Here is a 25,705-nt window from a genome sequence, read left to right on the forward strand (position 1 = left end):
TTGAATCCTCAGGCCGACGCAGTCGCTGTGGGCAGTGCACTTGCCTTGCGCGCTTGCACCAGCGTGGCGAAGTAGAGGTCCTCCAGGTCGCCCTCGACCGCCTCGAAGCCGGCCTCAGGTGTCGAGTCGGCGAGCACATGGATGACGGTCTGGCCGCCGCGCAGGCGGTTCGAGATGACGTTCAGTTCGACCTGGTAGCGCGGCAGCGAAGCACTGTCGACGGTGCGCCGCCAGACCCGGCCCTGCAGCTCGCGGCTCAGTTCCAGCGGTGCGCCGGTCTGCACAATTTTGCCGTTGTTGATGATGGCCATGCGCGGGCACAGATCGGCCACGTCTTCGACGATATGGGTGGACAAAATCACCACCACGTTCTCGCCGATCTCGGCCAGCAGATTGTTGAAGCGATTGCGTTCCTCGGGATCGAGGCCGGCGGTTGGCTCATCGACGATGACCAGCGTGGGGTTGCCGATCAAGGCTTGCGCGACACCGAAGCGTTGGCGCATGCCGCCCGAGTAGCCGGCCACCGCCTTCTTGCGCACGCCCCACAAATTGACTTGCGCCAGCAAGGTCTCGACGGTGTCTTTGCGCTCGCCCTTGTGGGCAATGCCTTTCAGGACGGCCAGATGGTCGAGCAGGTCATAGGCCGACACGCGTGGGTAGACGCCGAAGTCCTGCGGCAGGTAGCCCAGCGTGGCGCGCAGCTTTTCGGGCTGCTTGATCACGTCGATGGCACCGAACTGGATACTGCCCGAGCTGGGCGTTTGCAGCGTCGCGATGCAGCGCATCAAGGAGGACTTGCCTGCCCCGTTCGGCCCCAAGAGCCCAAACATGCCTTTGGGGATTTCAAGATTGACGTCGTCCAGCGCCTTGGTGCCGTTGGGGTAGGTGTGGGTGAGATTGGAGAGTTTCAGCATGGGTGAGCGTCCGTGGGGATTGCCTGATAGGCAAAGAGTGATGGCAGTTTGCAAGCTAGGGCTTCACGACGCCAGGGCCATGCGACACACTGCAAAAAATTTGGCCCGAGCTGCATTTGCTGCAACACGGGCCAAAGGAGCTGGGCACTGAGCGAATGGGCTTGCTACATGCCCTTGAACAAATGCGTATAGCTGCGGCTGACCTCGAGCTTTTCGCTCAGGCCTTTGACACCGACCATCTGGCGGCCACGGAAGTCACGCGTGATGCCGTCGATGGCACGGGCATTGACCAGGGTCGAGCGGTGCACCTGCCAGAACAGCGTCGGGTCCAGTTCGTCCACCAACTCCTTGATCGGCTTGCGGATCAAGGCTTCGACGCGCGCCGTCTGCACCCTCGTGTATTTTTCGTCGCTGATGAAGAACAACACATCTTCGACCGGGATCATCTGGATCGCTTGGCCGACGGTGGCTTGAATCCACTGCAGATACTTGGGCGCAGAGGCGGGGTTGATTTGGGCGGAGAGCTTGTGCAGCAACTGTTGCAAGGGTGCGGCTGCCTTGGCGTCGCCGGCCTCATCTTCGTGGCCGGCGGCAGCAGCGCTATCGGCTCCATCACGCATCGCCAAACGCTTCTTGATGCGTTGCACCGTCAGGGCCAAACGCTCACGTTCGGCGGGCTTGAGCACATAGTCGGCCACGCCTTGCTCGAAGGCTTCGACCGCATATTGGTCATAGGCGGTGATGAAAACGATCTCGGGCACCTGCCAGTCTTCGCCCTCAGGTACATCATCGCCGCCGCCCATCTGGGCAATCTGGCGTGCTGCGTCGACGCCGGTCAGCCCCGGCATGCGGATGTCCAGAAAGACCAGGTCGGGCCGGTGCTGACGCACCAATTCGACCGCCTCCAGACCATTTTTAGCCTCGGCGACGATCTCCAGATCGGGCCAGACTTCGCTCAGGCGCGCACGCAGTTGCTCGCGCATCAGGCGCTCGTCATCGGCCAGCACGGCGCGCACGCGCGGGGTATCGGAATGTTGGGGTGAATTCATCGGGCAATGCTAGCTTGTTGCTGCGGTGGATTTGCACGGCTTCGCGTTTTTTGGTGCTTGTTGCGCAGCATCAGCCAGAGCAGCAAACCCAAGATGATGAGTGGTGAGAAGAACATGGCGCCAAGGCTGAGCATCAGCAGCGCCACAAAGCCGAGGATCAGCACCGTCAACAGCAGCGGAAAGCCCACGCTGAAGAGCAAGACCAGCGGAATCACCAGGCACACGACGACGCCGCCGGCCAAGATGCCGAAGACGCCGGTGAACCAGGGCAGGGCCTGCAGGCCGCTGATGTCCAGGTCTTCGCCATTGATGCTGATGCTGACATCCGGTTGGGCAATGAACTCCTGCCACAAGACCCCGCCTGCCAGCAGCCCCAGCAGGGCAATGCCCAGACTCAACACCAGCAGCCATTTGAAAGTCGTTTTCATATCGAAGCTCCTTGCTTGTCATCAGAATCATGGCCGCGGCTGCGGTAGGGCACGGTGATCGTCACCTTGGTGCCGCTGGGCTGGTTTTCGCTGACGGTGACGCTGGCCTTGGCGCCGTACAGCAGCATCAAGCGTTCGCGGATATTGGCCAGGCCCACGCCGGTGCCGCTGGTGGCAGCGCGGCCAAAGCCCAGGCCGGTGTCGGCCACGGTCACCGCCAGCTTGCCGTGGTTGATCTCGGCCTTGACCGTCAACATGCCGCCCTCGGCCTTGGGCTCCAGGCCATGCTTGATCGCGTTTTCGACCAAACTCTGAATCATCATCGGCGGGAACTCGGCCGACAGCAGGCCCTCGGGCACATTGATGTCGGTCTGCAGTCGCTCTTCCATGCGCACCTTGAGAATCTCCAAGTAGGGCTTGATGACGGCCAACTCGCGGCCGAGATCGCGCACGCCGCTGGCATTGGCTTCACGCATGGTCGGCATCGAGGCGCGCAGCAAGGCAATCAGATTCTTCTGCATCTGCGAGGCGCGTGGCGGGTCGGTTTCGATCAGATGGTCGATCGAGGCCAAGGTGTTGAAGAGGAAATGTGGCTCGACCTGCGCCTGCATCGCGGCCATGCGGGCCTCGATCACCTGGCGCTTGAGTGACTCGGCCTCGGCCGTTTCGGTCGCCTGCGCGGCTTTCACTTCGGCCTGCAGGCGGCCCTTGTAAGTCACTTTGATCAGCGCTGATCCCAGCACAAAGAAGAAGGCCAGTTTGACCAGAAAGTCGCCCAGATGCACGACCGTGGTGTGGCGGCGCGGCTGGCGCTGCGCTTCGCGGGCGGCGCGGCGGGCTTCTGTGGCAGCCTCATGGGCGGTGGTCTTGGCCGCTTCAGCGGCCGCTTCCAAAGCTTGCTCGATGCCCGACTGCGCCTCCTCGATCGCCCGCTTGACCTCGGCCGACTTGGCCTCTTTGGGCAGCTTGATGGAGATGGAGGGTAGGTCAGGGTCGACCTCCGTGCTGTCAGCTTCAGCCGGCTCGGCAGACGAAGCGGCGGCGTCTGGTGCCGAGGCAGCTGACTTGGCCTTGCGCGGCTGCACCTTCACGCCGTTTTCGTCGATGGTGATTTCGTAATGAATCGGCTTGTCGGACTTGATCAACGGTTTGACGGCGCGCCGCGCAGCGGCCGAGGGCTCGGGCGGTGCCGGCGTCTCGGGTTCGGCGGGCTCGGTCACTTCATCCGGCGTGATGGTGGAACTGATGCGCCAGGTGAAGGGCGGCAGGTCCTGCAGGATGTTGACGCCAATCATCAGCGCCACGGCCAAGACCACGAAGCGCTTCCAACTGATGCTGACCAGCCAGCCTGCGTAAGTGTGAAAGCCCCGCAGCACCGCGGCGGACAGAATTAGCCAGCGTTGGTAGAGCGTCGGCGGCTGGCTCAGCTTGACGTTGTTCATTGATGAAGGACCTTGTTCCATGCCCCGCACTGTACTGAAGCCTTGAAGCCCAAGCGACGGGCCGGCGATACAGCGCAGCAGCAAGCCGCCGAACTGCATCAAAACGCGACAGTCGGCAGCCGGCACGCGCCGATCTAGGTTTGCTCTCGGATCGGGCGCCTTCTATCTGCCCATGTGACGCCAGCTCTGGCACTATTCACTTTGTCAGTGCAGATCCCCCCTGATTGCGGGGGAGTGATGCGTGTAAAACAGGGGTTAGTGAATATGATTCTGGTCGAGGCAGAGCGGCTTGTGAGGGGCCTCAAAGTTCTGCTTCGGATGCTATTTACTCAACTACAGAACTATTCATGAATCGCACACTCTTTTTGGTTTTAGCCGCGGCATGCAACTTTGCCAACGCAGGCGCTATTTTTACTAACGGACCTGTTGTCAATAGCAATGGCAAATCGGTCCTTGTCGCACCAGATTCGTCATTCGGTCTCGCTACTTCCGGTTCAGTATCTGTTGCGGACGACTTTGAGATCGCGGCCGGCCAGAGCTGGACGGTTACCAGCATCGACTTCTTCGCATATCAGACCGGCGCAACTGGTTTTACCTTTGGCAATGCCTTCTGGAGCATTGTCAAGGATGATGTGAATACTGGCACGGTGGTGGCCTCAGGCAATTCGACGGTGACGGATGGCGGCAGGGTCGGCTATCGCGTGGCCAACAACGCCCAAGGGAATGTCACCCGCCCAATTTATGATTTGAACGCCGATATCACTGACCAGTTGTTGACCGAGGGTCACTATTGGCTTCGTTGGAAATTGACTGGCAACGGTTCGCTTACAGGCCCTTGGGTTCCCTACACCTCGGATAGTCGCGCGGGCAATGCTGCCCAATCGACGGGTGGGGCTTTTGCTACACACGTGGACGCCGGTTCACGTAGGACACATGAATTGCCTTTTGCTTTGAATGGCGATGTGAATGTGAATGCGGTGCCGGAGCCACAAACACTGGCCTTGGCCCTGGTTGGCTTGACCGGCCTGCTGCTGGCACGCCAGCGCGGCGGCAAGCAAGCGTGATGGGCGCGCTGAGTTAGCCAGAAGCAAAAAGCGACCCTCGGGTCGCTTTTTTGGTGTGGGGCCGGTCTTTATTTATTGTTTGACCGCCTCGACCTGAATGATCAGCTTGACGTTCTTGGGGAAGCCCCAGGCGAGACCGTAGTCGACACCCCATTGGGTGCGGTCAATGGTGGCTTCAAAGTCGCCGCCGCAGACTTCGCGCTTGACCATGGGGCTGTCATAGCAGTTGAAGTGAGTGGCTTTGAGCGTGACCGGGTTGGTCTTGCCCATCAGGGTCAGCTGGCCCTGGACTTCGCTGACCTTGTCGCCGTCGAAGACGAATTTGTCGCCGACGAACTTGGCGGTCGGGAACTTCTCGGCGTTCAGCAGTTCGGCGCTGAGCAAATGGGTGTTCATCGGCGCGAAGCCGGTGTTGGCCGAGGCGATCTCGAAGCTCACTTCGACGCGGCCAGTCTTGGCGGCACGGTCAAACTGCACCGAGCCTTCCTTCTTGTCAAACCGACCACGGTTGGTCGAGGTGCCGAAATGGGTGATCTCGTAGGTCACAAAGGTGTGGCTGGGGTCGATGGCATAGCTGGCCGGGGCGGCTTGGCAAAGGCTGGCGGCGGCGGCCAGAGTCAGGGTCAAGAGAATCTGTTTCATGGTTGGGGTCTCGCAGGGTGTGGAAAATTGAGAAAAGGAAAAAACCTAGAGAGGCGCTACGCCATTGAATGCGAGCTTGAACTTCACTTGCACCTCGTTGGCGACCAAGGAGGTGTCGGCCCATTCGCCGTCGCCGATCTTGAATTCGAGTCGCTTGAGTACAAAGCCACCGCTGGCCGCCGTGATGTTGCCGGCCTGGGCCAACTGGATGGGCACCACAATGTCGCGGCTTTGACCTTTGATGGTCAGCTTGCCGGCAACCTCGAACTGATTGCCGCCTTTGGCTTTGATGGAGCTGCTTTGAAAGTTGGCCAAGGGCAACTTCTTGCTGTCAAACCAGGGGGCTTTGGCTAACTCAGACTCCAGCTCCGCAGCGCCCAGGCTCACACTGGCCAACTCGATATTGAAACTGACTTGTCCAGCTTCGGGCTTTTTGGGGTCAAAGTTCAGCTTGGCATCAAAACGCTTGAAACGGCCGTCCACAGGCACGCCCATTTGGCGACTGGTGAAGTTGAGCTCACTCAAAGCCGGCAACAAGTCGGCCGCTCTGGCGGTGCCGGCCAGACTGGCCAGGGTGAGTAAACCAAGAGTTAGGAGTTTTTTCATGACGTTGACTTGGATTTCGGTTTGAAGGGCGACATGCGGTCAAGCAGGCCGTCACGGTCGATGAAGTGGTGTTTCAATGCGGCTCCCAGATGCGCCAAGATCAGCGCCGCCAAGCCATAGGCAAGCACTTTGTGAGCAAGCTTGAGGCTGGCCGCCAGCGCCTTGTCGACCGGCACAAAATCCGGCAAGGGCAGTACGCCGAACCACACGATGGGGAAACCCGCCGCTGAGCTATAGGCCCAACCGACCAAAGGCACAGCGAAGAAGAGGATGTAGAGCAGGCCGTGAGTCACATGGGCTGCCCGCGCTTGCAGCGCGGGCATAGGCAAGTCCGCAGGCGGTCGATGTGTGAGACGCCACAGCAGTCGCAGCGCCGACAGCAGCAAGATGCTCACCCCGGCCCATTTGTGCCAGTTGTACAACTTCAATCGGCTCGGCGAAAAAGGCAGGTCGCTCATGTACAGGCCCAGGCCCAGGGCGCCGATGATGGCGATGGCGAGCAGCCAGTGCAGCGCGATTGCGACTGCGCTGTAACGCGGGGGCTTGGCGTTAGCTGCGATGGGCGTGAGCTTGTTGTGCATGAACTGGAGTTTGCGCGATGCACCTGCGGCCATGGTTCAGCAGCCTTGTGTTTACTGTTCATGGTTTTTGAATGGTCACCGCAGGCACCATTCACCTTCACTGCGAATTAACGGTTTTGTCATGGTGCGGTCATCGCCCCCGGCGCAAGATGCCGATATTGTTTTTCGTGGGTGAGCGCAATGGACGTGGTACGCAAGATCGAGGCGCTGTTCGAGCGCAGGGGCGCATCGATTTACACCGGGCAGCGCTTGGAGCGGCGGGAAAGCGTGTCCGCGCTGGAGCATGCTTTGCAATGCGCGCAACTGGCCGAATGGGCTTATGCCGACAACGCCTTGGTGGCCGCGGCCCTGCTGCATGACCTGGGGCAGTTGATCGATGCGCCGGCCGAAGCGAGCTTGAACAGCGATGAGCATGAGCTGCGCGCACTCAGCATGCTGGCCTGCGGCGGCTTCGGGGCCGATGTGCTGGAGCCGATCCGCTTGCACGTACAGGCTAAGCGTTACTTGATTTCGACCGATGAGCGCTATGCAGAGGGCCTGTCGGCGGCTTCGCTGCATTCGTTGGGCATGCAGGGTGGGCGGATGAATGCCGAGGAGCGCCTGCTCTTCATGGCGCAAGCGCAGTCCTCGCGCGCCTTGCAGCTGCGCCGCTGGGATGATTTGGCCAAACAGCCGGGCAAGCGCACGCCGCCGCTGGCCTACTACCTGAATCTGCTCGATGACGTGTTGCGCGCAGCGCGCCAACCGGCGCGGGTCATACTGGCCTGAACGTAGCAGGCGCGCGCATCCTACTTGAGGGGGATAGCGATTTGTCACTGCAAGCCAGATACTAGCCACTGATCGATACGCCGCCTGGACCTCGGCGTGTTGGTTGAAGGGGGAGGACGACGACGCCGACAAGCAAAGCCCGCAAGGGCCTCGCTTGTCGGCTTAGTTTTTTGTGCGCCCCAGTCCTTCTCCAGTTTTTTGCTGGCGCCTTGCTTGTGCCGATCAGTAGCTCAGCTGGCGCCTGGAGATTGCCTGCCCTGTCAATTCCACGTCACCACTTCATTTCACCCTTGTTGACCTTGGCGCCGATGTCCAGCGCAATGCCCAGGCCAGCTTGCGGATAGGCCGCTTTCATGACGGTGATCAAACTCGCCGCGTTTTGTGCCTTGGGCAATTCGGCCTCGAAGCGCTGCAGATAATTGATGGTGTAGTTGACGGCGCTTGCGTCCAAGGCGCTGCCCGGCAGCATATGGCCGGGTACCACGGTCAGCGGCTGCAAGGCGGCGATGCTGTCCAACTTGCTGATCCAGGCGGCGCGCTCGGCCGCGCTTTGCGTGTCGGCTGTCCAGGCATGCAGGCCGGCGAAGACATTGACGCCGCCGACCACTGCCTTGATGGACGGGATCCACACATAGCTGCGGTGCGCGAGGCTGTCGTCCAGGCCGTGCACTTCAAGCGTTTGGCCTTCCAGCGTCAATTGACCGCCGACCAGCGCCTCGGGCAAGACCGGCGTGCGTGGCGCGTTGGCGCCCAAGCGCGGGCCCCAAACCTTGAGTTTGCTCGGCAACGAGGCTTCTATCTTCTTGAGCGTCGGCGCGGCGGCAACGATGCGGGCCAGGGGGAACTCTTGGCGCAAGACCTCAAGGCCGAAGTAGAAGTCCGGGTCGGCCGCCGACACATAGATGGTGCTGAGCGTCTTGCCGCTGTCCAGCACGGCGGCGGCAACGCGCAATGCGTCGGCGCGGGTGAAGCCGGCGTCCAACAAAATCGCTTCTTTGGCCCCCATCACCAAAACCGAGTTGACGTGGAAGCTTTGCGGGCCGTGGTTGATAACTTTCAACTCCAGCGCAGCCGGCACCTGGCTCGCTGGCGCGGCCGTCTGCGCATGAGCGCCGATCAGGCTGCTGGCTAAAAAGCCCACCAAGCCCACCAAGCCCAATTGCTTGAGCCGGCGCGGCATTTGGAACACTTGGTGGACTCGGAAGGTTTGGAAGATTTGTAAGAGGGCGGTATTGAGGTGGCGTTTGTGCTTCATGTCTGGTCCATTCGTTTGCGATGGACCAGACTTTATTTGACCGGAATCTATTGATAAACAGCGATTGCGGTATCAGTTTGTTGTTGAATTCGTGCGGATTGGCCAAGGCTGCCCTTGAGGGTCTTTTATCCGCACAAGCCCAGGATGCGCTCCTCGGCCGAGCATTTCTTGACCTTTTTGACCACGCAATTGCGCAGCTCACGCGTGGTCGGCGGGTAGTAAGTCCAGCCCGGGGCGAGCTTGGGCATGCTGAGATCCACCTCACGCCACTTCGGGTGGCCCTCGGCCTGCAAGCGCGAGAAGTTCTGGCACAAGGACTTGCCCAAGCGTCCGAAGCTGTCGACGGTGTCCTTCAGGTTGTAGTCATATGTGACCAAGAAGGCGCCGACCGAGATGGTGGTGAAGTCTTCGCTGAGCAAATTCGGGTAATTGCTGGCCAACACCTTGGCCGGCGCATAAACATTCAGCGCGGCCTGGGCCGAAGGGTGGGTCGGGTCAAATTTGAGCAGCTTGATGAACTTCTGCGCCTCGGGCTTCATGTTCGCAATCAGCGGTGCGGGTTGGCCGGCGGCCACCACCACCACATCGACCGACTTGTCACCGATCAGTTTCACCAAAGCCTCTTCGTTGGACAAAAAGCTGGCCTTGTCATCCGCCATCGGGCCGCCGAACATCATGCGGTACAGCGTGTGGGTGATCAGCGCCGCACCACTGCCGACCAAGCCGCCGTTGATCTTGGCGTCTTTGATGTCGTGCAGATAGTTCAGCTCCGAGTCAGCGCGAACGATGTAGTGAATCTCGGTGTTGTAAAGCGGCAGAATCACCCGCAGCGGCTTGATGATGGCGGCTGCCTCGGGGTTGCCGCCGGCGGCCTTGTCCAAGAAGGCTTGATACACATCGGCCTGCACCACGGCCATCTTCACGCCGGGCTCATAACGCATCAGTTTGACGTTGGCGGCCGAGCCCGAGGTGGGCAGCACTTCAAGTGAAAAGCCGGCGTCGGGCGCCACAAACTTGGCCAGGTCGCGGCCAATGGCGTAGTAAGTGCCTTTCTCCGAGGCCGTCACGATCTTGTACTCGGGGCCAGCCATCACCAGCCCACAAGGAGCCATCACAGCGGCAGCAAGCAAAGCTGTCGCGCGCATCAACAATGATTTCATTCAAGGCCTCCGAGGATTGGATTCTTGTGCGCACAGGCCCAGCGCCGCGACGGCATCGGTGCAAGTGCCAATATTGGGCTGCTTCAGATCAAGGCCTTCGCTCGCATTGGCGCGTGTGCGCGAGCTGCCGATATAGCGCTCGGCGCCTGGGCTGGCGGCTGCTGCGGCGGGGGCCGCGGGTACAAAGGCGGCCTCGCGACGAGCAGTTGTTGGCCGACCGGCGCCGGGCGGGCTGAGCTTGGCCAAAGAAGCGGCGAAGGCCGGCGTGGGCAAAGCCTCTTGGGGACGGCTTGGCGCGGGCGTGACTTGCTCTGCGGCCACCAGGCCTTCGGTGGGTGCAGCAGCTTTTTCAAGCGCAGCCGTCCGAGGCACGAGGGCTGCGGGTGCAAGCGTCGCGGCGTTGCTCGCTTGCGCCGCTACCGGCTTGGCTTCGGGTGCCGTGCGCAGGCCGAAATAACTGGCCGCTGCGACGGCAATGACGGCAATGCCCAGCAGTGGCGCAAATGAGCGCGCCGGCTTGGGCTGAGCATCAAAATAAGGTGCCGCAGGGGCTGATGACACAGCCTGCGGGGATGTGCTTTCTATGACCTCGCTCAGCAGCGGCATCTCGACAGGCGCTGGCGCAACGGCGTCGATTACCTCGATATCGGCCGGCTCGGTGGCTTCATTGAAGCCAAGGTCCCCGTTGCAGCGCGAGCAGTGGGTACTCTGAGTAATGTCATTGACCGAACCGCAATGCGGGCAGGGGCGCAGATGCAGCGCCGCCCCGCAGTCGTTGCAGAACTTGGAGCCGGCCGGACTTACATGGTCACAGTACGGGCATTGAGAGTTCGATCGGGCTGTGGGCATGAATGGATTGAATTCAAAGCTCAAACGTCAAGCGGTCGATTGCAGTGTATTGCGCTTCTGCCCGTTTTCCAGCCCTGCAAAAATGGCAATATTGCGACACCCCCCTCATTTGAAGTCACCGGCGAAAACGATCGAAAAATCGGCCAGCTTGAAGTGGCGGCGCAGTGCCGAGTTGACCTGCTCTGCGGTCAGATTCTCCAGCGCAATATTGAGTTCTTGCGTCTTGGCCAGGGTGCGGCCGAGCTCGGCGTTACTGGCCAAAGTGGCGCTCAGTTGCTCGTCTTGGGCCAAGGCAAGGCGGCGCTCACTCAACAACGCTTGCTGGCCCTGCTTGACCTCACGCGGGCTGAAACCCTCTTTGAGTGCGCGCGCAAATTCCTCGCGCAGCGCCGCTTCCAGCTTGACCCGGTTCTCGGGCGCGTAGATGCCATACACCCACAACTCCGTCACTGCGTCGCGGGCATCAAAACGCAGGCCGGAGCCGACGCCATACGACAGGCCCTCTTGCTCCCGAATGCGGACCCACAGACGCGAGTTGCTGGCGCCGCCGAGCAGATGATTGGCCATCATCAAGGCCGGCCGATCGGCATGTGCGTCCGTCATCGGCAGTTGCAGCATGCCCAGCAGCGTCGCATTGGCCTTGTCCGGCGTGGCCAATAGCTGCACCGAGCCGGGCGCGGTGGACACGCTTTGCGTGAGGTATTGATAGGCGCCTGTGCTGCGCCAGTCACCCAGCAATTGAGCGGCGCTGACTTGCAGCTCGGAGGCTTCAAAGTCGCCGACCAGGGCGAGCTGCGCTTGTTGGCCGCCATAGAGCGTGGCGTGAAAGGCCTGCACCTCGGCCAGCGTCACCGCCTTCAAATCTGCCAGCTCTTCCTCGAAGCTGCGAGCATGGCGCGCGTCGCCGCGCGGGTAATGATCCATGGCGATGGCAAGCGCCCGGTTTGCCACGCCTTGCGGGTCATCCGCTTGCGCTTGCAGTGCAGCCAGTGCCTGGGTGCGGACTTCCTCCAGCATCGCAGGCTCCAAGCGTGGCCGGCGCAATATATCGCTGACCAAGGCCAGCGAGGCAGCGGCGTGCTCGCGCTTGCTGCTCCAGACAACACTGACCTGGTCGGCCCTGGGCGCGCTGATGGCGATTTCCACGCGGGCGGCGTCCAGCGCGTCGCGCAATTCTTCGCGATTCAAGGCCTGCGTGCCCTTGCTCAACATCGCTGCGGTCAACTGCGCCACGCTTTGCTTGCGGAACAAAGCTTGCTCGCTGCCCAAGCGCAGCGTGATCACGCCTTGCACGGTCTGACCACGACTGGGCTTTGGCAGCAAGGCCAAGCGCATGCCGTTGGCCAATTCGCTGCGCTGGGTTTGCGCATCAATATGCGCCGGCGAGGCATTGAAAGCGGCCACCGCCGGTGCGGCGGGCTGGGGCTTGAAGCCTTGCATCTGCGCAGCCAAATCGAGCGCGGCCGGGGCCGGCGCGCGCAGCGGCTTGTCGGTCGGGATGTATTGGGCCAAGGTGCGGTTGGCCGGCACAAAGCGTTCGGTCGCCACCCTTTGCACATCGTCAAGCTTGAGGGCTTTGACGCGGTCGCGCAGCAAAAAGTACAAACGCCAGTCGCCCTGCGCGATGGTCTCCGACAGCGTCACGCCCACTTCCTCAGGGCTGCTGAAGCTTTGCTCCCATCGGTTCAGCCAACGCGTTTGCGCCCGGCGCAGCTCCTGCGCGGTGACGGGTTGGCTCGCAAAGCCCTCCACCACGGTCGCCAGTTCCCGGTTGAGCTCGTTTTGCGATGCACCGGGCGCGGCCTCGGCGATCAGCATCGTGAAGCCAGGCTCGGCCAGTGCAAGCCCGAAGTTATGCACCGAGGCCGCCAGCTTGCTGTCTTCGACCAAGCGCTTGTGCAGCCGCCCGCTCGGCGCTTCGCTGAGAATCAGATTGAGCAACTCGATGGCGGCGTAATCCGGGTGGCCGCCGGGCGGCACATGGTAGGCCGCAATGGACAGCGGCTTACCGCCGACCCGGCGCACCGTCAGCAAGCGCTCGCCGTCCTGGGTCGCGTCCAGGGTGTAAAGCTTGGGACGCGGCTGCTTGGACTTGGGCAGCTTGCCGAAGCTTTGTTCCACCCAATTCAAGACCTGCTCGGGCTTGAACTTGCCGCTGACCGTCAGCGTCGCGTTGTCGGCTTGGTAGTGCAGGCGGTAGAAGTCCTGCAGGCGCTTGATGTCGACGTTCTCGATATCGGCGCGCGCGCCTATCGTGTCTTTGCCGTAGTTATGCCACTGGTACATGGCCGCCAGCACGCGTTGGGTGCTCACACTCTCGGCGTCGTTTTCGCCTTTTTCCATCTCATTGCGCACCACCGTCATCTCGGTGTCGAGGTGGCGGCGGGCGATGAAGCTGTTCACCATCGCGTCGGCCTGCCATTGCAAATACCATTTCAGGTTCGCGTCATTGGCGGCAAAGGAGGCAAAGTAATTGGTGCGGTCGAACCAGGTCGAACCATTGGCTTGCAGGCCGCGCCGGCTGAACTCGGCCCATGGGTCCGGCGTCTTGGGGCTGCCTTTGAAGATCAGATGCTCCAGCAAATGCGCCATGCCGGTCTCGCCGTAGTTCTCATGCTTGGAGCCGACTCGGTAAGTCATATTCACCGTGGTGCTGGGCTTGGCATCGTCGGGTGCGAGCAGCAGCTGCAGCCCATTGGGCAGGCGGTATTCGGTGATGCCTTCGACCGAGGTGACCGGCTTGAGGCTGTGGGCCTGGGCCGTTAGGGGGCCGCAGCTCAAGATCATGCATAGGGTCAGGACTAGCCTTGAATTCATGGAAGCTCCCGGGGAAGTGCGCTGTTGAGGTTGACAGAATAAGGTCTAAGTATGCGCAGCGCTCCACTGCGCATCAGTGCGCGGCAGGCTGGGGTCATGCTGCATCATGTCGGCCACCATCTCGGTCAGGGCAGCCAGTTCCCGCGAGCTGCCGGCCTTGCCTCTGGCTATCCCTAGACAATGCAGATTGCCGCGCAGGCGCTGCAAGGCGTTCGTCATGGCCGGGTCCATCGCGGGTAGCTCGGCTGTGCCGTCCGGCGTGAAGCCGGCGCAGTCGCCCCGGAACGCAAACGCGATCAGGTTGTAGCTGTCGAGTGACCGGCAGCACCAGATTGGCGCCTCAAAGCAGCGACCCAGGCGCTGCAGCGAGGCCGCCAGCAGGCGCCGTTTTCCCCACATATTGACGACGAGCACACCCTCGGGGCTGAGTGCACGGTGGCAGGCGGCAAAAAACTCGCTCGTCGCCAAGTTCTCCACCATGCCAACGGCGTCAAAGCCGTCCAGCAGCAGGGCGTCCACCTGCACAGGCTCGCCGGCCAGATAGTCGATGGCGTCGCAGTGGATGATGCGCAAGCGGGCGTCGTCGGCGGGGATCATGAATTGCTCGCGCAGCGCGATCACGTCGGCATCGATCTCCAGCACCGTGATGTGGGCTTCGGGCAGCAGCTTGCGGCAGAACTTCAGCAAGGAGCCGCCACCCAAGCCCACCATCAAGATCCGCTGCGGCGCAGGCTTGGCCCATAAGAAGGACATCATCGCCACCGTGTAGCCGCACAGCAACTCGGTCGGCGCGTCCAGCTTCATGGCGCTTTGGATCGCCCGCTCATTGAAGTACATAAAGCGCAGATTGCCCTCGTCAAATACAAAGGGCCGGCCTTGGTGCTGCTGCAGCAAGGCCTGAAGTTGAGCGCTGCCGATCCGGTCCGTGGTCGGCAAAGGCTTGGTCCCGCGCTGTTGCAGCCAGCGCTTCATCTTTGTCATCAATTGGCTCATGCTGCCAGCGTAGCAGGGCGGGCCCGGGTCACTGGTGCCGCATTGGCGCGGACCGTCGGCTATGCTGCGCGGCGGCGCAGGATTCGGCCTGTGCGAGATGTGCCTTGGTCTTGAGCACAAGGCGTTTTTGCCAACAGGGAGGCATTCAAAATGCAGCAAGCACGACCGCCTTGGCCCAAGCTCGGCAGCCGCCGTGTGGCCGGCGGCAAGCTCTTCATCCGCCCTTGCTGTGCCGCAGGTGTGTGCTGTTTGACGATAGCTTTGCTGGCCGGCTGCGCCTCGCGGCCCACCAATCCGCCGTTGCTCAAACAAGATCATGAACATGGCTACCGCTTGTCGAGCTGGCAGGCCGAGCGCGGCGACCCCGAGTTTGGCTTGGTGGTGGCGATGTCGGGCGGCGGCACGCGCGCGGCGGCCTTTTCCTATGGCATCCTGGAGGAGCTGCGCCGCACCACGCTGCCGACGCCGACCGGCCCGGGGCGCATGCTCGACGACGTCAATATCGTCACCGGCATTTCAGGCGGCAGCTTCACCGCACTGTCCTATGCGCTTTTTGGCGAGCGCTTGTTTGACGAGTTTGAGCCCCGCTTCCTCAAGCGCGATGTGCAGGGCGATTTGATGCGCTTGGTGCTCAATCCGCTGTCCTGGCCGCAGATGACGGGCGGCAGCTTTACCCGCACCGATCTGGCCGCTGACTATTACGACCGCATCTTGTTCGAAGGCGCGACCTTTGGCGATCTGCGCCAGCGCGGCGGCCCGTTCACCAATGTCGCGGCGACCGAGGTCAGCACCGGCTCGCGCATCACCTTCAACCAAAACACCTTCGATCTCTTGTGCTCTGATTTGAGTCAAGTGAGGCTGGCCCGCGCGGCGGCCGCATCCTCGGCGGTGCCGGGGCTGTTCGCGCCGATTGGGTTCGACAACTACGCGGGCAGTTGCGGCTTTGATCTGGGTGCCAATGTGGCGCGAGTTTTCGGCAGCAAGGTCGACAAAGACGCCAGCGGCCGCGTCAGCCTGCGTGACCGCGAGTTTGTCGCCTTGCAAGACGGCACGCAGCATCGCTATCTGCACCTGATCGACGGCGGCCTGTCCGACAACGTGGGCCTGCGCTCATTGCTGGAAGGCCTGGAGGCCTCGGTTGCCAGCGAGCGCTTCCGCGATGTGTCGGGCTTCAACAAGCTCAAACGCATCGCCGTGATTGCGGTCAACTCGCTCGCCGATGGTGAGAACGATTGGGGCAGGCACGAAGCGCCGCCCAATATGGTGTCGATGTTGGTGCGCGCCGCCGGTGTGCCGATTGACCGCTACAGCTATGAGCAGATCGAGTTGTTGCGCAACTTTGTGCGCACGCTACAGCATCTGAAGGGCCCGGATGGTCAGCCGATTGCAGTCGAGTTCTACGCCATCGATATCAATTTTGACCAGATCAGCGACCCCGAGGAAAAGCGCTATTTCCGCAATCTGCCCACCAGCTTTGTGTTGAGCGCCGAGCAAGTGGATCGGCTGCGCGAGATGGCCGGCCGCTTGTTGCGCCAGTCGCCGGACTTCCAGCGCTTGTTGCGCGACTTGGGTGCTTCCGCGCTGCCAAGCGAATCCGATGCCGTCAAAACACCGCAGTGATTCGGTTATGCTGCCCGCCAGACCATGCCCAGCTATCGAATGAACACCGTTTCTATGTTGTCGCTATGCCTGCCCCTGCTGTGGGCGAGCAGCGTTAGCGCCGAAGCGCTCAGCTGGACCGAGGCCACGCATTTGTTGCAGCAAAACTCGGACCAGGTGGCCGGCGCCCGTTCAGCGGTGGCCAGTGCGCAAGCCCGGTCCGAGGGCATCGCCCGGGCGGGCGGGCCCATCGTCAGCCTTTACGGCGCTGCCTATAGTTACAAGGCCAGTGTCGATCTGAATCTGGACCCCCTCAATCACGGCCTGGGCAATGTAATCAGCCTGCTGCCGCCCGGCCTGGCCGGCCAGTTGCCGCCGCTGCCGCCGCTACCCTCCAACGCCACGCTCTCGCACAGCAATACCAGTCAGGCGGCCTTGGTGAACGCGGTTTGGCCTATCTATCTGGGCGGAGCCACCGACGCGTTGCGCGGCGTGGCGGCGGGGCAAACTGCCGAGGCGCAGGCCGAGCTGAGCCATACCGAAGAAGAGGCGCTGGCGCTGTTGGCGCAACGTTACTTCCAAACTCAGATGGCGCGCCGCGCAGCCAGTTTGCGTGAAGCAGCGGCCGCCGGTGTGGCCGAGCATGATTCAGCGGCGGAGAAAATGCTGCAGGCCGGTGTCGCCTCCAAGCTGGAGCGCCTGCAAGCGCGCGCCGCGTTGCAAGACGCCCAACACCAAGCTCGCAAGGCGCGCAGCGATGCCGATCTGGTTGCTGTCGCGCTGGCCCGAACCGTCAAATTGGACGGGATCCCGACCCCCAGCACCCCGCTGTCGGTCAGCTCCCAGCCGCTGCCGCCGCTGCAAGATTTCCTCAATACTGCGCTGACCCTGCATCCCGGCCTGGCCAAGGTGGCGGCCAAGCGGACGCAGGCCGAGCAGTTGAAGGCGGGCTCCAAGGCGCTGGAGCGGCCGCAGGTGTTTGCCTTTGGCCAGCGTTCCTTGACCCATAACGGCGACTGGCTGGCCGGTGTCGGTATCCGGGTCAACCTCTGGGACTCGCTTGATCACGACGCGCTGGACCGCTCGCATCTGAAGCAGATTGCCCAAGTCGACGCGGCCGATGCGCAGGCGCGCAGCGACATCGCCTTGCTGGTCGAACGCCAGTGGCGCAGCGCCGAGCAAGCGCGCTCGCAATACCTGAGCCTGGCTGCACAAGACGAACTCGGGCTGGAGATCTTGCATCTGCGCCGGGTGGGCCTCAAGCAAGGCACCAGCACCACGCTGGATCTGATCGACGCCGAGCTGAACCTGGCCAAACTGCGCACCGAGCGGGCGCAGGTCGCCTATGAGCATGTGATGGCCTTGGTCGGTCTGCTGCAAGCCAGTGGTCAGCTGGAGAGTCTGGCCGACTACCTGGCCCGCGCCGATCTGCGGGTGGAATAGAACCAGAGACAGATGATGAAGTTGCCTAAATTTTTAGTGCCCGCAATTGCCCTGACCGCGCTGGGAGTTGGCGTTTACGCGATGTTGCAGCACAGCCCGCCGGCACCTGAGCAACTGCAAGGCATGATGGAGGCGCGCGAGACTGATATCGCGCCCAAGCTGACCGGCCGCGTGATCGAATTGCTGGTGCAAGAAGGCCAGCGCATCGAGAAGGGCGCACTGATCCTGCGCATCGACAGCCCCGAGGTCGCGGCCAAGATGGCTCAGGCCAGCAATGCGGCTGCAGCCGCAGCGGCGGTGGCGCAAAAGGCCAAGAACGGTGCCCGGCCGGAAGAGATCCGCATGGCGCAGGCTAACTTCGAGCGTGCGCAGGTCGGGGTTGATTTGGCGCGCAAGAGTTTCGAGCGGGTGGACGGGCTTTACAAAGAAGGCCTTGTGTCGGCGCAAAAGCGCGACGAGGCCGAGGCCAATTGGCGCGCCGCCCAAGGCCTCGCCAATGCCGCCCGCGCCCAGGCCGATATGGCCCGCGCCGGTGCGCGCAGTGAAGACCAAGCGGCGGCCAGCGCTCAAGCGGCCCAGGTCGCCGGCGCGGTGCAAGAGGTTGAAGTGGCGCGCGCCGAGACCGAGCTGAAGAGCCCGGTGGCCGGCGAAGTGGCCAAGCTGCTGGCCAAGGTGGGCGAGCTGTCGCCGGCCGGCGTGCCGGTGATCACCGTGGTCGACCTGGCCGATCAATGGATGCTCTTGAACGTGCGCGAGGATCAGCTGCAGCGCTTTGCCGTCGGCCAGGAGTTTGACGCCACGCTGCCGGCGCTGCCGAATCAGACGGTGCGTTTCAAGGTCGTCGCCTCGCAAGCCTTGCCCGATTTCGCCACCTGGCGCTCTACCCGCAGCAACCAGGGCTATGACCTGCGCACCTTCGAGATCAAGGCGCAGCCGCTCAAACCGATTGCGGGCGCGCGGCCCGGCATGAGCGTGTTGGTCAAGTAAATCATGGCTATCTTGGCGAGGGAATGGGCACGCTTGCGCGCCAGCCCTTTCGATCTGGCCATGTTGTCCTGGCTGCCGCTTTTGATGGGCTTGCTGCTGATCTGGACCTTTGCTGCGGGCCTGCCGACGCGCCTGCCCATAGGCATTTTGGACAGCGACCACAGCGCGCTGTCGCGCCAGCTTTCCCGCATGCTGGACGCCGCACCCGGCCTGCAGATCGCAGCGCAGTTCAGTGACGAAGGCGAGCTGCAGCGGGCGCTGCGCGCCGGCCATGTTTACGGCGCCTTGGTGATACCGGCTGGCATGGCCAGCGACATCAAAAAGGGCAGGGCAGCCCAGCTGGCCTTGCTGCATAACGCCCAATTCGCGACCCACTCAGGTTTAATCCAAAAAGACGTGCGCACGGTGGTCGGCACGCTGTCGGCCGGCATCGAGATTGTCTCGCGCGAGAAGCGCGGCCAAAGCGCGCTGGCGGCGCAGGAGGGCTTCGAGCCGCTGCGCGCCAATCTGCAGGCGATCTACAACCCGACGCTGAACTACCAGCAGTTCCTGGCCGCCGTGCTGCTGCCAGCCCTGATGCATATGTTGGCGATGGTGGCCGGCGCCTGGGCCGTCGGCACCGAGCTGCGTGATGCGACGGCGCCGCAGTGGCTGGCCGCTGGGCGGGGCCAGGTCTTGCCTGCGGTGCTGCTCAAGCTGCTGCCGGCCATGCTGCTGCTGAACGGCGTCAATCTGATCTTGTGGCTGCTGATGCAGCAGCTGGGCCTGCTGCAGTTGGATGCCCTGGCCGTCTTGTTGGGGCTGCACGCGCTGATGTTGGCGCTGTACTGGGGTTTGGGTGCATTCGTGGCGCTGGCCAGCAGCAGCTTGCGTACGGCGCTGTCGGCCGCCGGCTTCATCACCGCGCCGGCCTTTGCGTTTTCGGGCCTGGCCTTCCCCTTGATGGCGATGCCCCAAGGTGCCCGGCAATGGGCCGAAGCCCTGCCGCTTGCCTGGGTGCTGGAGGCGCAGGTCGGCTTGCTGCAGCAGGGGCGAGCGGCGGCGGCGCTCTTGCCGCTGGCCGGTTGGCTGAGCCTGGCTGCTGCCCTGCTGTTGCTGGCCAGCGCCGCGCTGCTCAAACGTGCGGCGCTGACGCCCACTTGCTGGGGCAAGCGCTGATGTGGGCCTGGTTCAAAACCATTGGTGAGACCTGGCGCAGTGCCTTGACGGACAAGGGCACTTTGCTAATGTTCATCGTCGCCCCCATCATCTACGCCTTCTTCTACCCCTGGCCCTATCTGACCCAGGAGTTGCGGCGCGTGCCGGTGGCCATCGTGGACCAGGACCACAGCAATATTGCCCGTCAGATTGGTCGTTTTGCGCAGGCCAGCCCGCGCCTGGATTTACGCTTCGTCACGGCCAGCGAATCGGAAGCCAAGGCGGCGCTGGCGCGGCGGGAAATTGAGGGTTATGTCTTGCTGCCCGATGGGCTCAAGCGCGATGTCTTGCGTGGCCACGGCGTGGTGGTGCCTGTGCTCGCCGACGGCGCTTACTTTCTGATCAACAAGGTGGTGCTGAGCGGCTTCGGCGAGGTGCTCGGCACAGTCTCGGCCGGCGCCGAGCTGCGCCAGTTGCAGGCCAAGGGCGCCTCGCCCTTGGGGGCTGCAGCCAGCCGCAGCCCATTGAATCTGAGCCTGGTGGCACTTTACAACCCGACCCAGGGCTATGGCAGTTATGTGGTGCCGGCGGTGGCGGTGCTGATCATTCAGCAGCTGATGTTGATAGGCACGGCGATGTGGGTCGGCACTTGGTTCGAACGCCGGCCAGCCGCCGAAACGCTTGCCACCTGGGCCGCGCGTACCTTGGCCTTTGCCTGTTTGGGCCTGCTGTCTGCCGCCTGGTTCTTTGGCCCGGTGTTCCGCTTTTTTGACTATGGCCACAGCGGCAATGTCGCCGGCGCGGCGCTGCTGCTCTTGCCTTATTGCTGGGCTATTGCGGCCTTGGGCGTGGCGCTAGGTGCCTTGTTGGCGGACCGTGAGCGCAGCATGCAAGCACTGTTGTGTACCTCGTTGCCGATTGCTTTTTTGAGTGGCTTTTCCTGGCCCCGCGAAGCCTTACCAGCGCCGCTGTATGCCCTGGGCGACTTCATCCCGGCGGTGGTCGGCATCCAGACCTTTGTGCGTTTGAATCAGATGGGGGCAACCCTGGCCGAGGTCCGCCCTTTTGCCAATATCCTCATCCTGCAAGCGCTGGGTTTCAGCTTGTTGGCCATTTGGGCCTTGCAGCGGCGCCGTCGGCCAGGGCTCAAACTGCCCTGATTTGAAACAGTTGTCGGCGCGGTGTTTTGAAGCTGGTAGGGATAAACCCTGATATCTGGCGGGAGCCACCAAAGTTTCATTTTGACCTAGACATACGGCGTTAGCATCAGGTCGCCGAACTTCGGTTCGCCAATTATTTGGAGGCCCGAACAGGCCTCTTTTCGGCCGCAGCGCTCAAGCTGGTCTGGCCAAAACTGGGGGTCAAAGAAAATGAGTCAAGGCACGCTGATTATTGGAATGAAGGTGCTGGTCATCAGCGATGAGTTTGGCGGCCAGACGGCGGTGGGCCGAACGGTGCGCTCGCTGGCGCAGGCGCTCGCTGAACGTGATATCGCCGTCATCGAGGCCACTTCCGCCGAAGACGCTCGCGCGGTGATCCTGTCCGACCCCTCGATCCAAGGCATCTTGCTGAGCTGGACGCTGGGCAGCCAAGACCCGCAGCATCATGCGGCGCAGGCCTTGCTGGACTTGATCCGCTCGCGCAACACCGATGTGCCGGTGTTCCTGATGGCCGACAAAGACGGTGCCGCCTTGACGGCCGCCGTGATGCGCCAGGTCGATGAGCTGATCTGGTTCTTGGAAGACACGACCAGCTTTATTGCCGGCCGCGTGATGGCCGCCATCCAGCGTTACCGCGAGGCGGTGGCACCTCCGTTCACCAAGGCCTTGATCCAATTCGCGCAGAAGTATGAATACTCCTGGCACACGCCCGGCCATGCCGGTGGCACGGCCTTCCTGAAGTCACCGGTGGGTCGCGCTTTCCATGACTATTTCGGCGAAAACCTGCTGCGCTCGGACCTGTCGATTTCGGTCGGTGAGCTCGGTTCCCTGCTGGACCACAGCGGCCCGATCGGCGAGAGTGAAAAATACTGCGCCAAGATCTTCGGCGCCGACCGGGCCTACACGGTGACGAATGGCTCCTCGATGTCGAACCGGGTCATCATGATGTCCTCGGTGACCCGTGGAGATTACGCCTTATGTGATCGCAATGCCCACAAGTCCACCGAGCAGGCGCTGACCATGACGGGGGTGGTGCCAACCTACCTCGTGCCTTCGCGCAACCACCTCGGCATCATCGGCCCGATCTACGCCAAGACACTCAGTGAGGAAGGGGTCCAGGCAGCCATCCAGCGCAACCCCTTGGCCAAGGACAAGGCGCAAAAAGCGGTGCATGCCATCGTCACCAACTCGACCTATGACGGCCTGATCTATCTGGTGCCGCGCGTGGTGGAGCTGCTCGACAAGAGCGTCGACCGCATCCATTTCGACGAAGCCTGGTACGGCTATGCGCGCTTCAACCCGCTCTACCGCAACCGCTTCGGCATGTATGGCGAGGCCAAGGATTACCCGCGCGACAAGCCGACCATCTTCACCACCACCTCCACGCACAAGCTGCTGGCCGCCATCAGCCAGTCCTCCTTGATCAGCGTGCGTGACGGCCGCAACCCGGTGCCGCATGCGCGCTTCAACGAGAGCTACATGATGCATGGCTCGACCTCGCCGCTGTACGCGATCATCGCGTCCAACGAGGTCTCGGCGGCGATGATGAGCGGCGTCGGCGGGCGCACGCTGACGACCGAGTCGATCCAAGAGGCCGTCGCTTTCCGCAAGGGCGTGCGCACGATCAAGCGCGAGGCCGAAACCACCGGCGACTGGTTCTTCAGCACCTGGAATGCTGACACCGTGACCGACCCGGTCAGCGGCGCGCAAATCGCTTTTGAAGATGCGCCGACTGAGTTGCTGATCAGCGAGCCGGACTGCTGGACCCTGCACCCTGGCGCGGCCTGGCATGGCTTCAAGGACATCGAAGCCGGCTATTGCATGCTGGACCCGATCAAGGTCTCTATCGTCAGCCCGGGCGTGGCAGCTGACGGCAGGTTTGAGCAGATGGGCATCCCGGCGATGTTGGTGACCGCCTTTCTGAGCAAGCGCGGCATCCAGGTCGAGAAGACCACCGACTTCACCATTCTGGTTCTGTTCTCAATGGGCATCACGCGCGGCAAGTTCGGCACCCTGGTCAATGCGCTGCTGCGCTTCAAGGATGCCTACGACGCCAACACACCGGTTGCTGAAGTCTTGTTCGAGCATGTGGCCGATGCGCCGGCGCAGTACGAGGGCATGGGCTTGCAGGACTTGGCCAAGGCCATGTTCGAGCAGATGAAGGCGAGCGATATCTTGCGGGTGCAGGCGCAGGCTTTCTCCAGCCTGCCGGTGCCGGTGATGACGCCGGCCGACGCTTACTCCAAGCTGGTGCACAACGAGATTGAAGAAGTGGCGCTGGAGAACCTGGCCGGGCGCGTCATCGCGACCGCCGTGGTGCCCTACCCACCGGGCATTCCTATGCTGATGCCGGGTGAATTGGCCGGCGCGGACGACGGCCCCTTCATCGCCTATCTGCGTGGCCTGCAGGACTGGGGCAAGCGCTTTCCGGGCTTCGGGCATGACACGCACGGCGTCGAAGACCGCGACGGCCGCTATTACGTGCAGTGCCTGAAGTAGCTCGTCCATCCATACATTTGACACAGGAGGCCTGCATGGCTGACTCCAGCAAGAAGATGAGCCTGATGGGGCTGACCACCATCGTGGCGGTCAATATGATGGGCTCCGGCATCATCATGCTGCCGGCCAATATGGCGCAAATCGGTGCCGTGTCGCTGCTTTCATGGGCAATCACGGCAGTCGGTTCGATGGCGATTGCCTACAGCTTCGCGCAATGCGGCTTGTTTTGCGCCCGCTCCGGCGGCATGTCGGCCTATACCGAGGAGGCGCATGGCAAGTCGGGCTTCTTCATGGCCTCGTTTTTGTATTACCTGTCGCTGGCGATCGGCAATGTGGCGATCGCGATTTCGGCGGTCGGCTACATCACGCCCTTCATCCCCTGGCTGGGCACCGGCGCCACGCCCTTGTTCGTTGGCGTGGTGGCGCTGCTGTGGCTGACCACGGTGGCCAATTTTGGCGGCCCCAAGGTCACAGGCAAGATCGGCGCCATCACCGTCTGGGGCGTCATCATCCCGGTCGCGGGCTTGTCAGTGATCGGTTGGCTGTGGTTCAAGTCCGATGTGTTCGCGCAGGCCTGGAACCCGCACAACGTACCTTTGGCCGAGGCGATCTCGTCCAGCATTCCGCTGACGCTCTGGGCCTTTTTAGGCATGGAGTCGGCGGCCGCCAACTCCGACGCGGTCGAGAACCCCAAGCGCAATGTGCCGCTGGCCTGCCTGTTCGGCACCGGCGGGGCGGCGGTGGTTTACATCTTGTCCACGACAGTGATCCAGGGCATCGTGCCGAATGCCGAACTGGCCAATTCGACGGCTCCGTTTGCCTTGGTGTACTCCACCATGTTCACGCCCATGGTCGGCAATGTGATTCTGTTCCTGGCGGTGGCGGCCTGCGTAGGCTCGCTCTTGGGTTGGCAGTTCACGCTGGCGCAAGTGTCCAAGGCGGCGGCCGAGCAGCGCATGTTCCCGAAATTCTTTGCCCGTGTGACGGCGGCCGATGCGCCTGTGGTCGGCATGGTGGTGGCGGGTGTGTTGCAAACGCTGATGGCGGTGTCGACGATGTCGCCCGACGCGGCGGCCCAGTTTGGCAAGCTGGTCAATTTGGCTGCCGTGACCAACCTGATTCCCTATGTGACGGCGCTATCGGCGTTGATGATCATCATGCACAAGGCCGAGGTCAGCCCGGCCGTGTTCAGCCGGAATGTGGCGGTCTTGATGGTGGCGATGATTTACAGCTTTTATGCGCTGTATGCCTCGGGCCAGGAGGCGGTGTTCGGCGGCATGATTGTGATGGCGGTCGGGTACTTGATCTACGGTTTTATTGCGAACCGTTTTATCGCTGCGCCTGCAGCAGTCGGCGGAGCCACACGCGCATGAACCCCATCAGCAGGACAAGCATCATGAGCAAATTCCGCAAACTAGGCGCCGGTCTTCTGGGCATTGGCCTGTTGGCCGGCTTGATCTTGCCGCAGTCGGCCTCGGCCCAGACGCTGGAGCGCATCAAGAAGGCCGACACCATCAAGCTCGGCTTCATCGACCGTGCCGCGCCTTACTCCTATCTGGGCGCCGACGGCAAGCCCAGTGGCTATGCCATCGAGGTCTGCCAAGTCGTCGTCGATGCCATCAAATTCAAGCTGGCACAGCCCGCCTTGAAAGTGAGTTATGTGGCACTGAAAGCCGAGGACGCCGAGGAGACTGTCAGCCAGGGCGGCGTTGATTTGCTCTGCACGGCAACGGTGGAAACGCTCAAGCGCCGCGAGCGCATGTCTTACTCGATTCCGGTCGTCAGCGGCGGCATCGGTGTGCTATTGCGCGGCGACGCAGCGCAAAGCCTGCGCGATGTCTTGAGCGGCAAGCCGGCCCGCAGCGGCCCGGTCTGGCGCGGCACCACCAATGGCGGCCTGTCCAATCACACTTATGCGGTGCGTGGTGGCACGGTTACCGAGGCTTGGGTGCGCGAGCAAACACGCCGGCTTGGCGTGACCGTCAATGCGATCACCGTCGATGATTACGGCAAGGGGATCGAACTGGTGCGAGCGCGCCAGGCCGATGCATTTTTTGGTGAGCGTGCGCTGCTGAAGGACTATGTGCAGCGCAACAAGCTGAGCGGCGAGGTGCTGGTGCTGGAGCGTCGCTTTGCCGCCGAGCCGCTGGCGCTGGCGATGGGCCGCAACGAGGATGACTTGCGCCTGCTGGTGGATGGTGCTTTGAGTCGGCTGCTCAAGAGCCCCGACTTCGCCACGCTCTATGAGCGCCATTTCGGGCCGCTGGATGAAGCCAGCCGCCTGATTTACACCGGCTTTGCGCTGCCTTGAG

22 protein-coding genes are annotated in these 25,705 nt (G+C 62.4%); 10 read left to right on the forward strand and 12 right to left on the reverse strand.

What is annotated here, in order from left to right; translation table 11 throughout:
* Window positions 1–8 precede the first annotated feature (8 nt).
* From LNV09_RS18035 to LNV09_RS18050, 4 genes are all read right to left on the reverse strand, one after another.
* Window positions 9–914: an ABC transporter ATP-binding protein gene (locus tag LNV09_RS18035; protein ID WP_263558460.1), complete on the reverse strand. Its 906-nt coding sequence runs from the start codon at window positions 912–914 to the stop codon at window positions 9–11.
* 164 nt (window positions 915–1,078) lie between these two features.
* Window positions 1,079–1,963 carry a LytR/AlgR family response regulator transcription factor gene (locus tag LNV09_RS18040; RefSeq protein WP_263558461.1) on the reverse strand — a complete coding sequence of 295 codons (885 nt, stop codon included), beginning with the start codon at window positions 1,961–1,963 and terminating at the stop codon, window positions 1,079–1,081.
* A complete protein-coding gene (locus tag LNV09_RS18045; RefSeq protein ID WP_263558462.1) occupies window positions 1,960–2,391 on the reverse strand; it encodes a hypothetical protein in 432 nt (143 codons plus the stop codon). Before LNV09_RS18045 ends, LNV09_RS18040 begins: the two co-directional genes overlap by 4 nt.
* Window positions 2,388–3,833: a sensor histidine kinase gene (locus LNV09_RS18050; protein ID WP_263558463.1), complete on the reverse strand. Its 1,446-nt coding sequence runs from the start codon at window positions 3,831–3,833 to the stop codon at window positions 2,388–2,390. The genes LNV09_RS18045 and LNV09_RS18050 overlap by 4 nt, the downstream gene beginning before the upstream one ends.
* A 347-nt stretch (window positions 3,834–4,180) precedes the next feature.
* On the opposite strand from LNV09_RS18050, the gene LNV09_RS18055 reads away from it, so the two are divergent.
* The gene (locus LNV09_RS18055; RefSeq protein ID WP_263558464.1) at window positions 4,181–4,897 is read left to right on the forward strand and encodes a PEP-CTERM sorting domain-containing protein; all 717 of its coding nucleotides are present in this window, start codon (window positions 4,181–4,183) and stop codon (window positions 4,895–4,897) included.
* A 72-nt stretch (window positions 4,898–4,969) separates the two neighbouring features.
* Here LNV09_RS18055 and LNV09_RS18060 read toward each other — a convergent pair whose 3' ends face one another.
* From LNV09_RS18060 to LNV09_RS18070, 3 genes are read right to left on the reverse strand one after another with little or no spacing between them, the layout of a single operon-like run.
* A complete protein-coding gene (locus tag LNV09_RS18060; protein WP_263558465.1) occupies window positions 4,970–5,539 on the reverse strand; it encodes a YceI family protein in 570 nt (189 codons plus the stop codon).
* A gap of 45 nt (window positions 5,540–5,584) precedes the next feature.
* Window positions 5,585–6,145, reverse strand: coding sequence for a YceI family protein (locus LNV09_RS18065; protein ID WP_263558466.1), 561 nt, complete (start codon window positions 6,143–6,145; stop codon window positions 5,585–5,587).
* On the reverse strand, window positions 6,142–6,726 hold the full coding sequence (locus LNV09_RS18070) for a cytochrome b (protein ID WP_263558630.1): 585 nt from the start codon (window positions 6,724–6,726) through the stop codon (window positions 6,142–6,144). The genes LNV09_RS18065 and LNV09_RS18070 overlap by 4 nt, the downstream gene beginning before the upstream one ends.
* Before the next feature lie 180 nt (window positions 6,727–6,906).
* Between LNV09_RS18070 and LNV09_RS18075 the strand changes: the two genes are divergently transcribed.
* Complete coding sequence (locus LNV09_RS18075; protein ID WP_263558467.1) at window positions 6,907–7,494, forward strand: HD domain-containing protein; 588 nt, start codon at window positions 6,907–6,909, stop codon at window positions 7,492–7,494.
* A 271-nt stretch (window positions 7,495–7,765) separates the two neighbouring features.
* Here LNV09_RS18075 and LNV09_RS18080 read toward each other — a convergent pair whose 3' ends face one another.
* The 5 genes from LNV09_RS18080 to LNV09_RS18100 form a co-directional block, all read right to left on the reverse strand.
* Window positions 7,766–8,749: an MBL fold metallo-hydrolase gene (locus LNV09_RS18080; protein WP_263558468.1), complete on the reverse strand. Its 984-nt coding sequence runs from the start codon at window positions 8,747–8,749 to the stop codon at window positions 7,766–7,768.
* Between the two features lie 125 nt (window positions 8,750–8,874).
* Window positions 8,875–9,909: a TAXI family TRAP transporter solute-binding subunit gene (locus LNV09_RS18085; protein WP_263558469.1), complete on the reverse strand. Its 1,035-nt coding sequence runs from the start codon at window positions 9,907–9,909 to the stop codon at window positions 8,875–8,877.
* Window positions 9,910–10,758, reverse strand: a complete 849-nt coding sequence (locus tag LNV09_RS18090; RefSeq protein WP_263558470.1) for a double zinc ribbon domain-containing protein — start codon at window positions 10,756–10,758, stop codon at window positions 9,910–9,912.
* A gap of 105 nt (window positions 10,759–10,863) precedes the next feature.
* Window positions 10,864–13,575 (reverse strand): M16 family metallopeptidase, encoded by a 2,712-nt coding sequence (locus tag LNV09_RS18095; RefSeq protein WP_263558471.1) that lies wholly within the window; start codon window positions 13,573–13,575, stop codon window positions 10,864–10,866.
* Between the two features lie 45 nt (window positions 13,576–13,620).
* A complete protein-coding gene (locus tag LNV09_RS18100; protein ID WP_263558472.1) occupies window positions 13,621–14,556 on the reverse strand; it encodes a fused MFS/spermidine synthase in 936 nt (311 codons plus the stop codon).
* 162 nt (window positions 14,557–14,718) lie between these two features.
* On the opposite strand from LNV09_RS18100, the gene LNV09_RS18105 reads away from it, so the two are divergent.
* The 8 genes from LNV09_RS18105 (at window position 14,719) to LNV09_RS18140 (ending at window position 25,704) form a co-directional block, all read left to right on the forward strand.
* Window positions 14,719–16,188: a patatin-like phospholipase family protein gene (locus tag LNV09_RS18105; protein ID WP_263558473.1), complete on the forward strand. Its 1,470-nt coding sequence runs from the start codon at window positions 14,719–14,721 to the stop codon at window positions 16,186–16,188.
* A gap of 24 nt (window positions 16,189–16,212) precedes the next feature.
* Window positions 16,213–17,610, forward strand: a complete 1,398-nt coding sequence (locus LNV09_RS18110; RefSeq protein WP_263558474.1) for a TolC family protein — start codon at window positions 16,213–16,215, stop codon at window positions 17,608–17,610.
* A 15-nt stretch (window positions 17,611–17,625) separates the two neighbouring features.
* Window positions 17,626–18,597 (forward strand): HlyD family secretion protein, encoded by a 972-nt coding sequence (locus LNV09_RS18115; protein WP_263558475.1) that lies wholly within the window; start codon window positions 17,626–17,628, stop codon window positions 18,595–18,597.
* A gap of 3 nt (window positions 18,598–18,600) precedes the next feature.
* Window positions 18,601–19,755, forward strand: coding sequence for an ABC transporter permease (locus tag LNV09_RS18120; protein ID WP_263558476.1), 1,155 nt, complete (start codon window positions 18,601–18,603; stop codon window positions 19,753–19,755).
* The gene (locus LNV09_RS18125; protein ID WP_263558477.1) at window positions 19,755–20,894 is read left to right on the forward strand and encodes an ABC transporter permease; all 1,140 of its coding nucleotides are present in this window, start codon (window positions 19,755–19,757) and stop codon (window positions 20,892–20,894) included. The genes LNV09_RS18120 and LNV09_RS18125 overlap by 1 nt, the downstream gene beginning before the upstream one ends.
* 210 nt (window positions 20,895–21,104) lie before the next feature.
* Window positions 21,105–23,393 carry an Orn/Lys/Arg family decarboxylase gene (locus LNV09_RS18130; protein ID WP_263558478.1) on the forward strand — a complete coding sequence of 763 codons (2,289 nt, stop codon included), beginning with the start codon at window positions 21,105–21,107 and terminating at the stop codon, window positions 23,391–23,393.
* A 35-nt stretch (window positions 23,394–23,428) separates the two neighbouring features.
* Window positions 23,429–24,766 carry a putrescine-ornithine antiporter gene (potE, locus tag LNV09_RS18135; protein ID WP_263558479.1) on the forward strand — a complete coding sequence of 446 codons (1,338 nt, stop codon included), beginning with the start codon at window positions 23,429–23,431 and terminating at the stop codon, window positions 24,764–24,766.
* 23 nt (window positions 24,767–24,789) lie between these two features.
* On the forward strand, window positions 24,790–25,704 hold the full coding sequence (locus LNV09_RS18140; protein WP_263558480.1) for an amino acid ABC transporter substrate-binding protein: 915 nt from the start codon (window positions 24,790–24,792) through the stop codon (window positions 25,702–25,704).
* Window position 25,705 lies beyond the last annotated feature (1 nt).

The organism is Paucibacter sp. B2R-40 (assembly GCF_025717555.1).
Classification (GTDB): domain Bacteria; phylum Pseudomonadota; class Gammaproteobacteria; order Burkholderiales; family Burkholderiaceae_C; genus Paucibacter_A.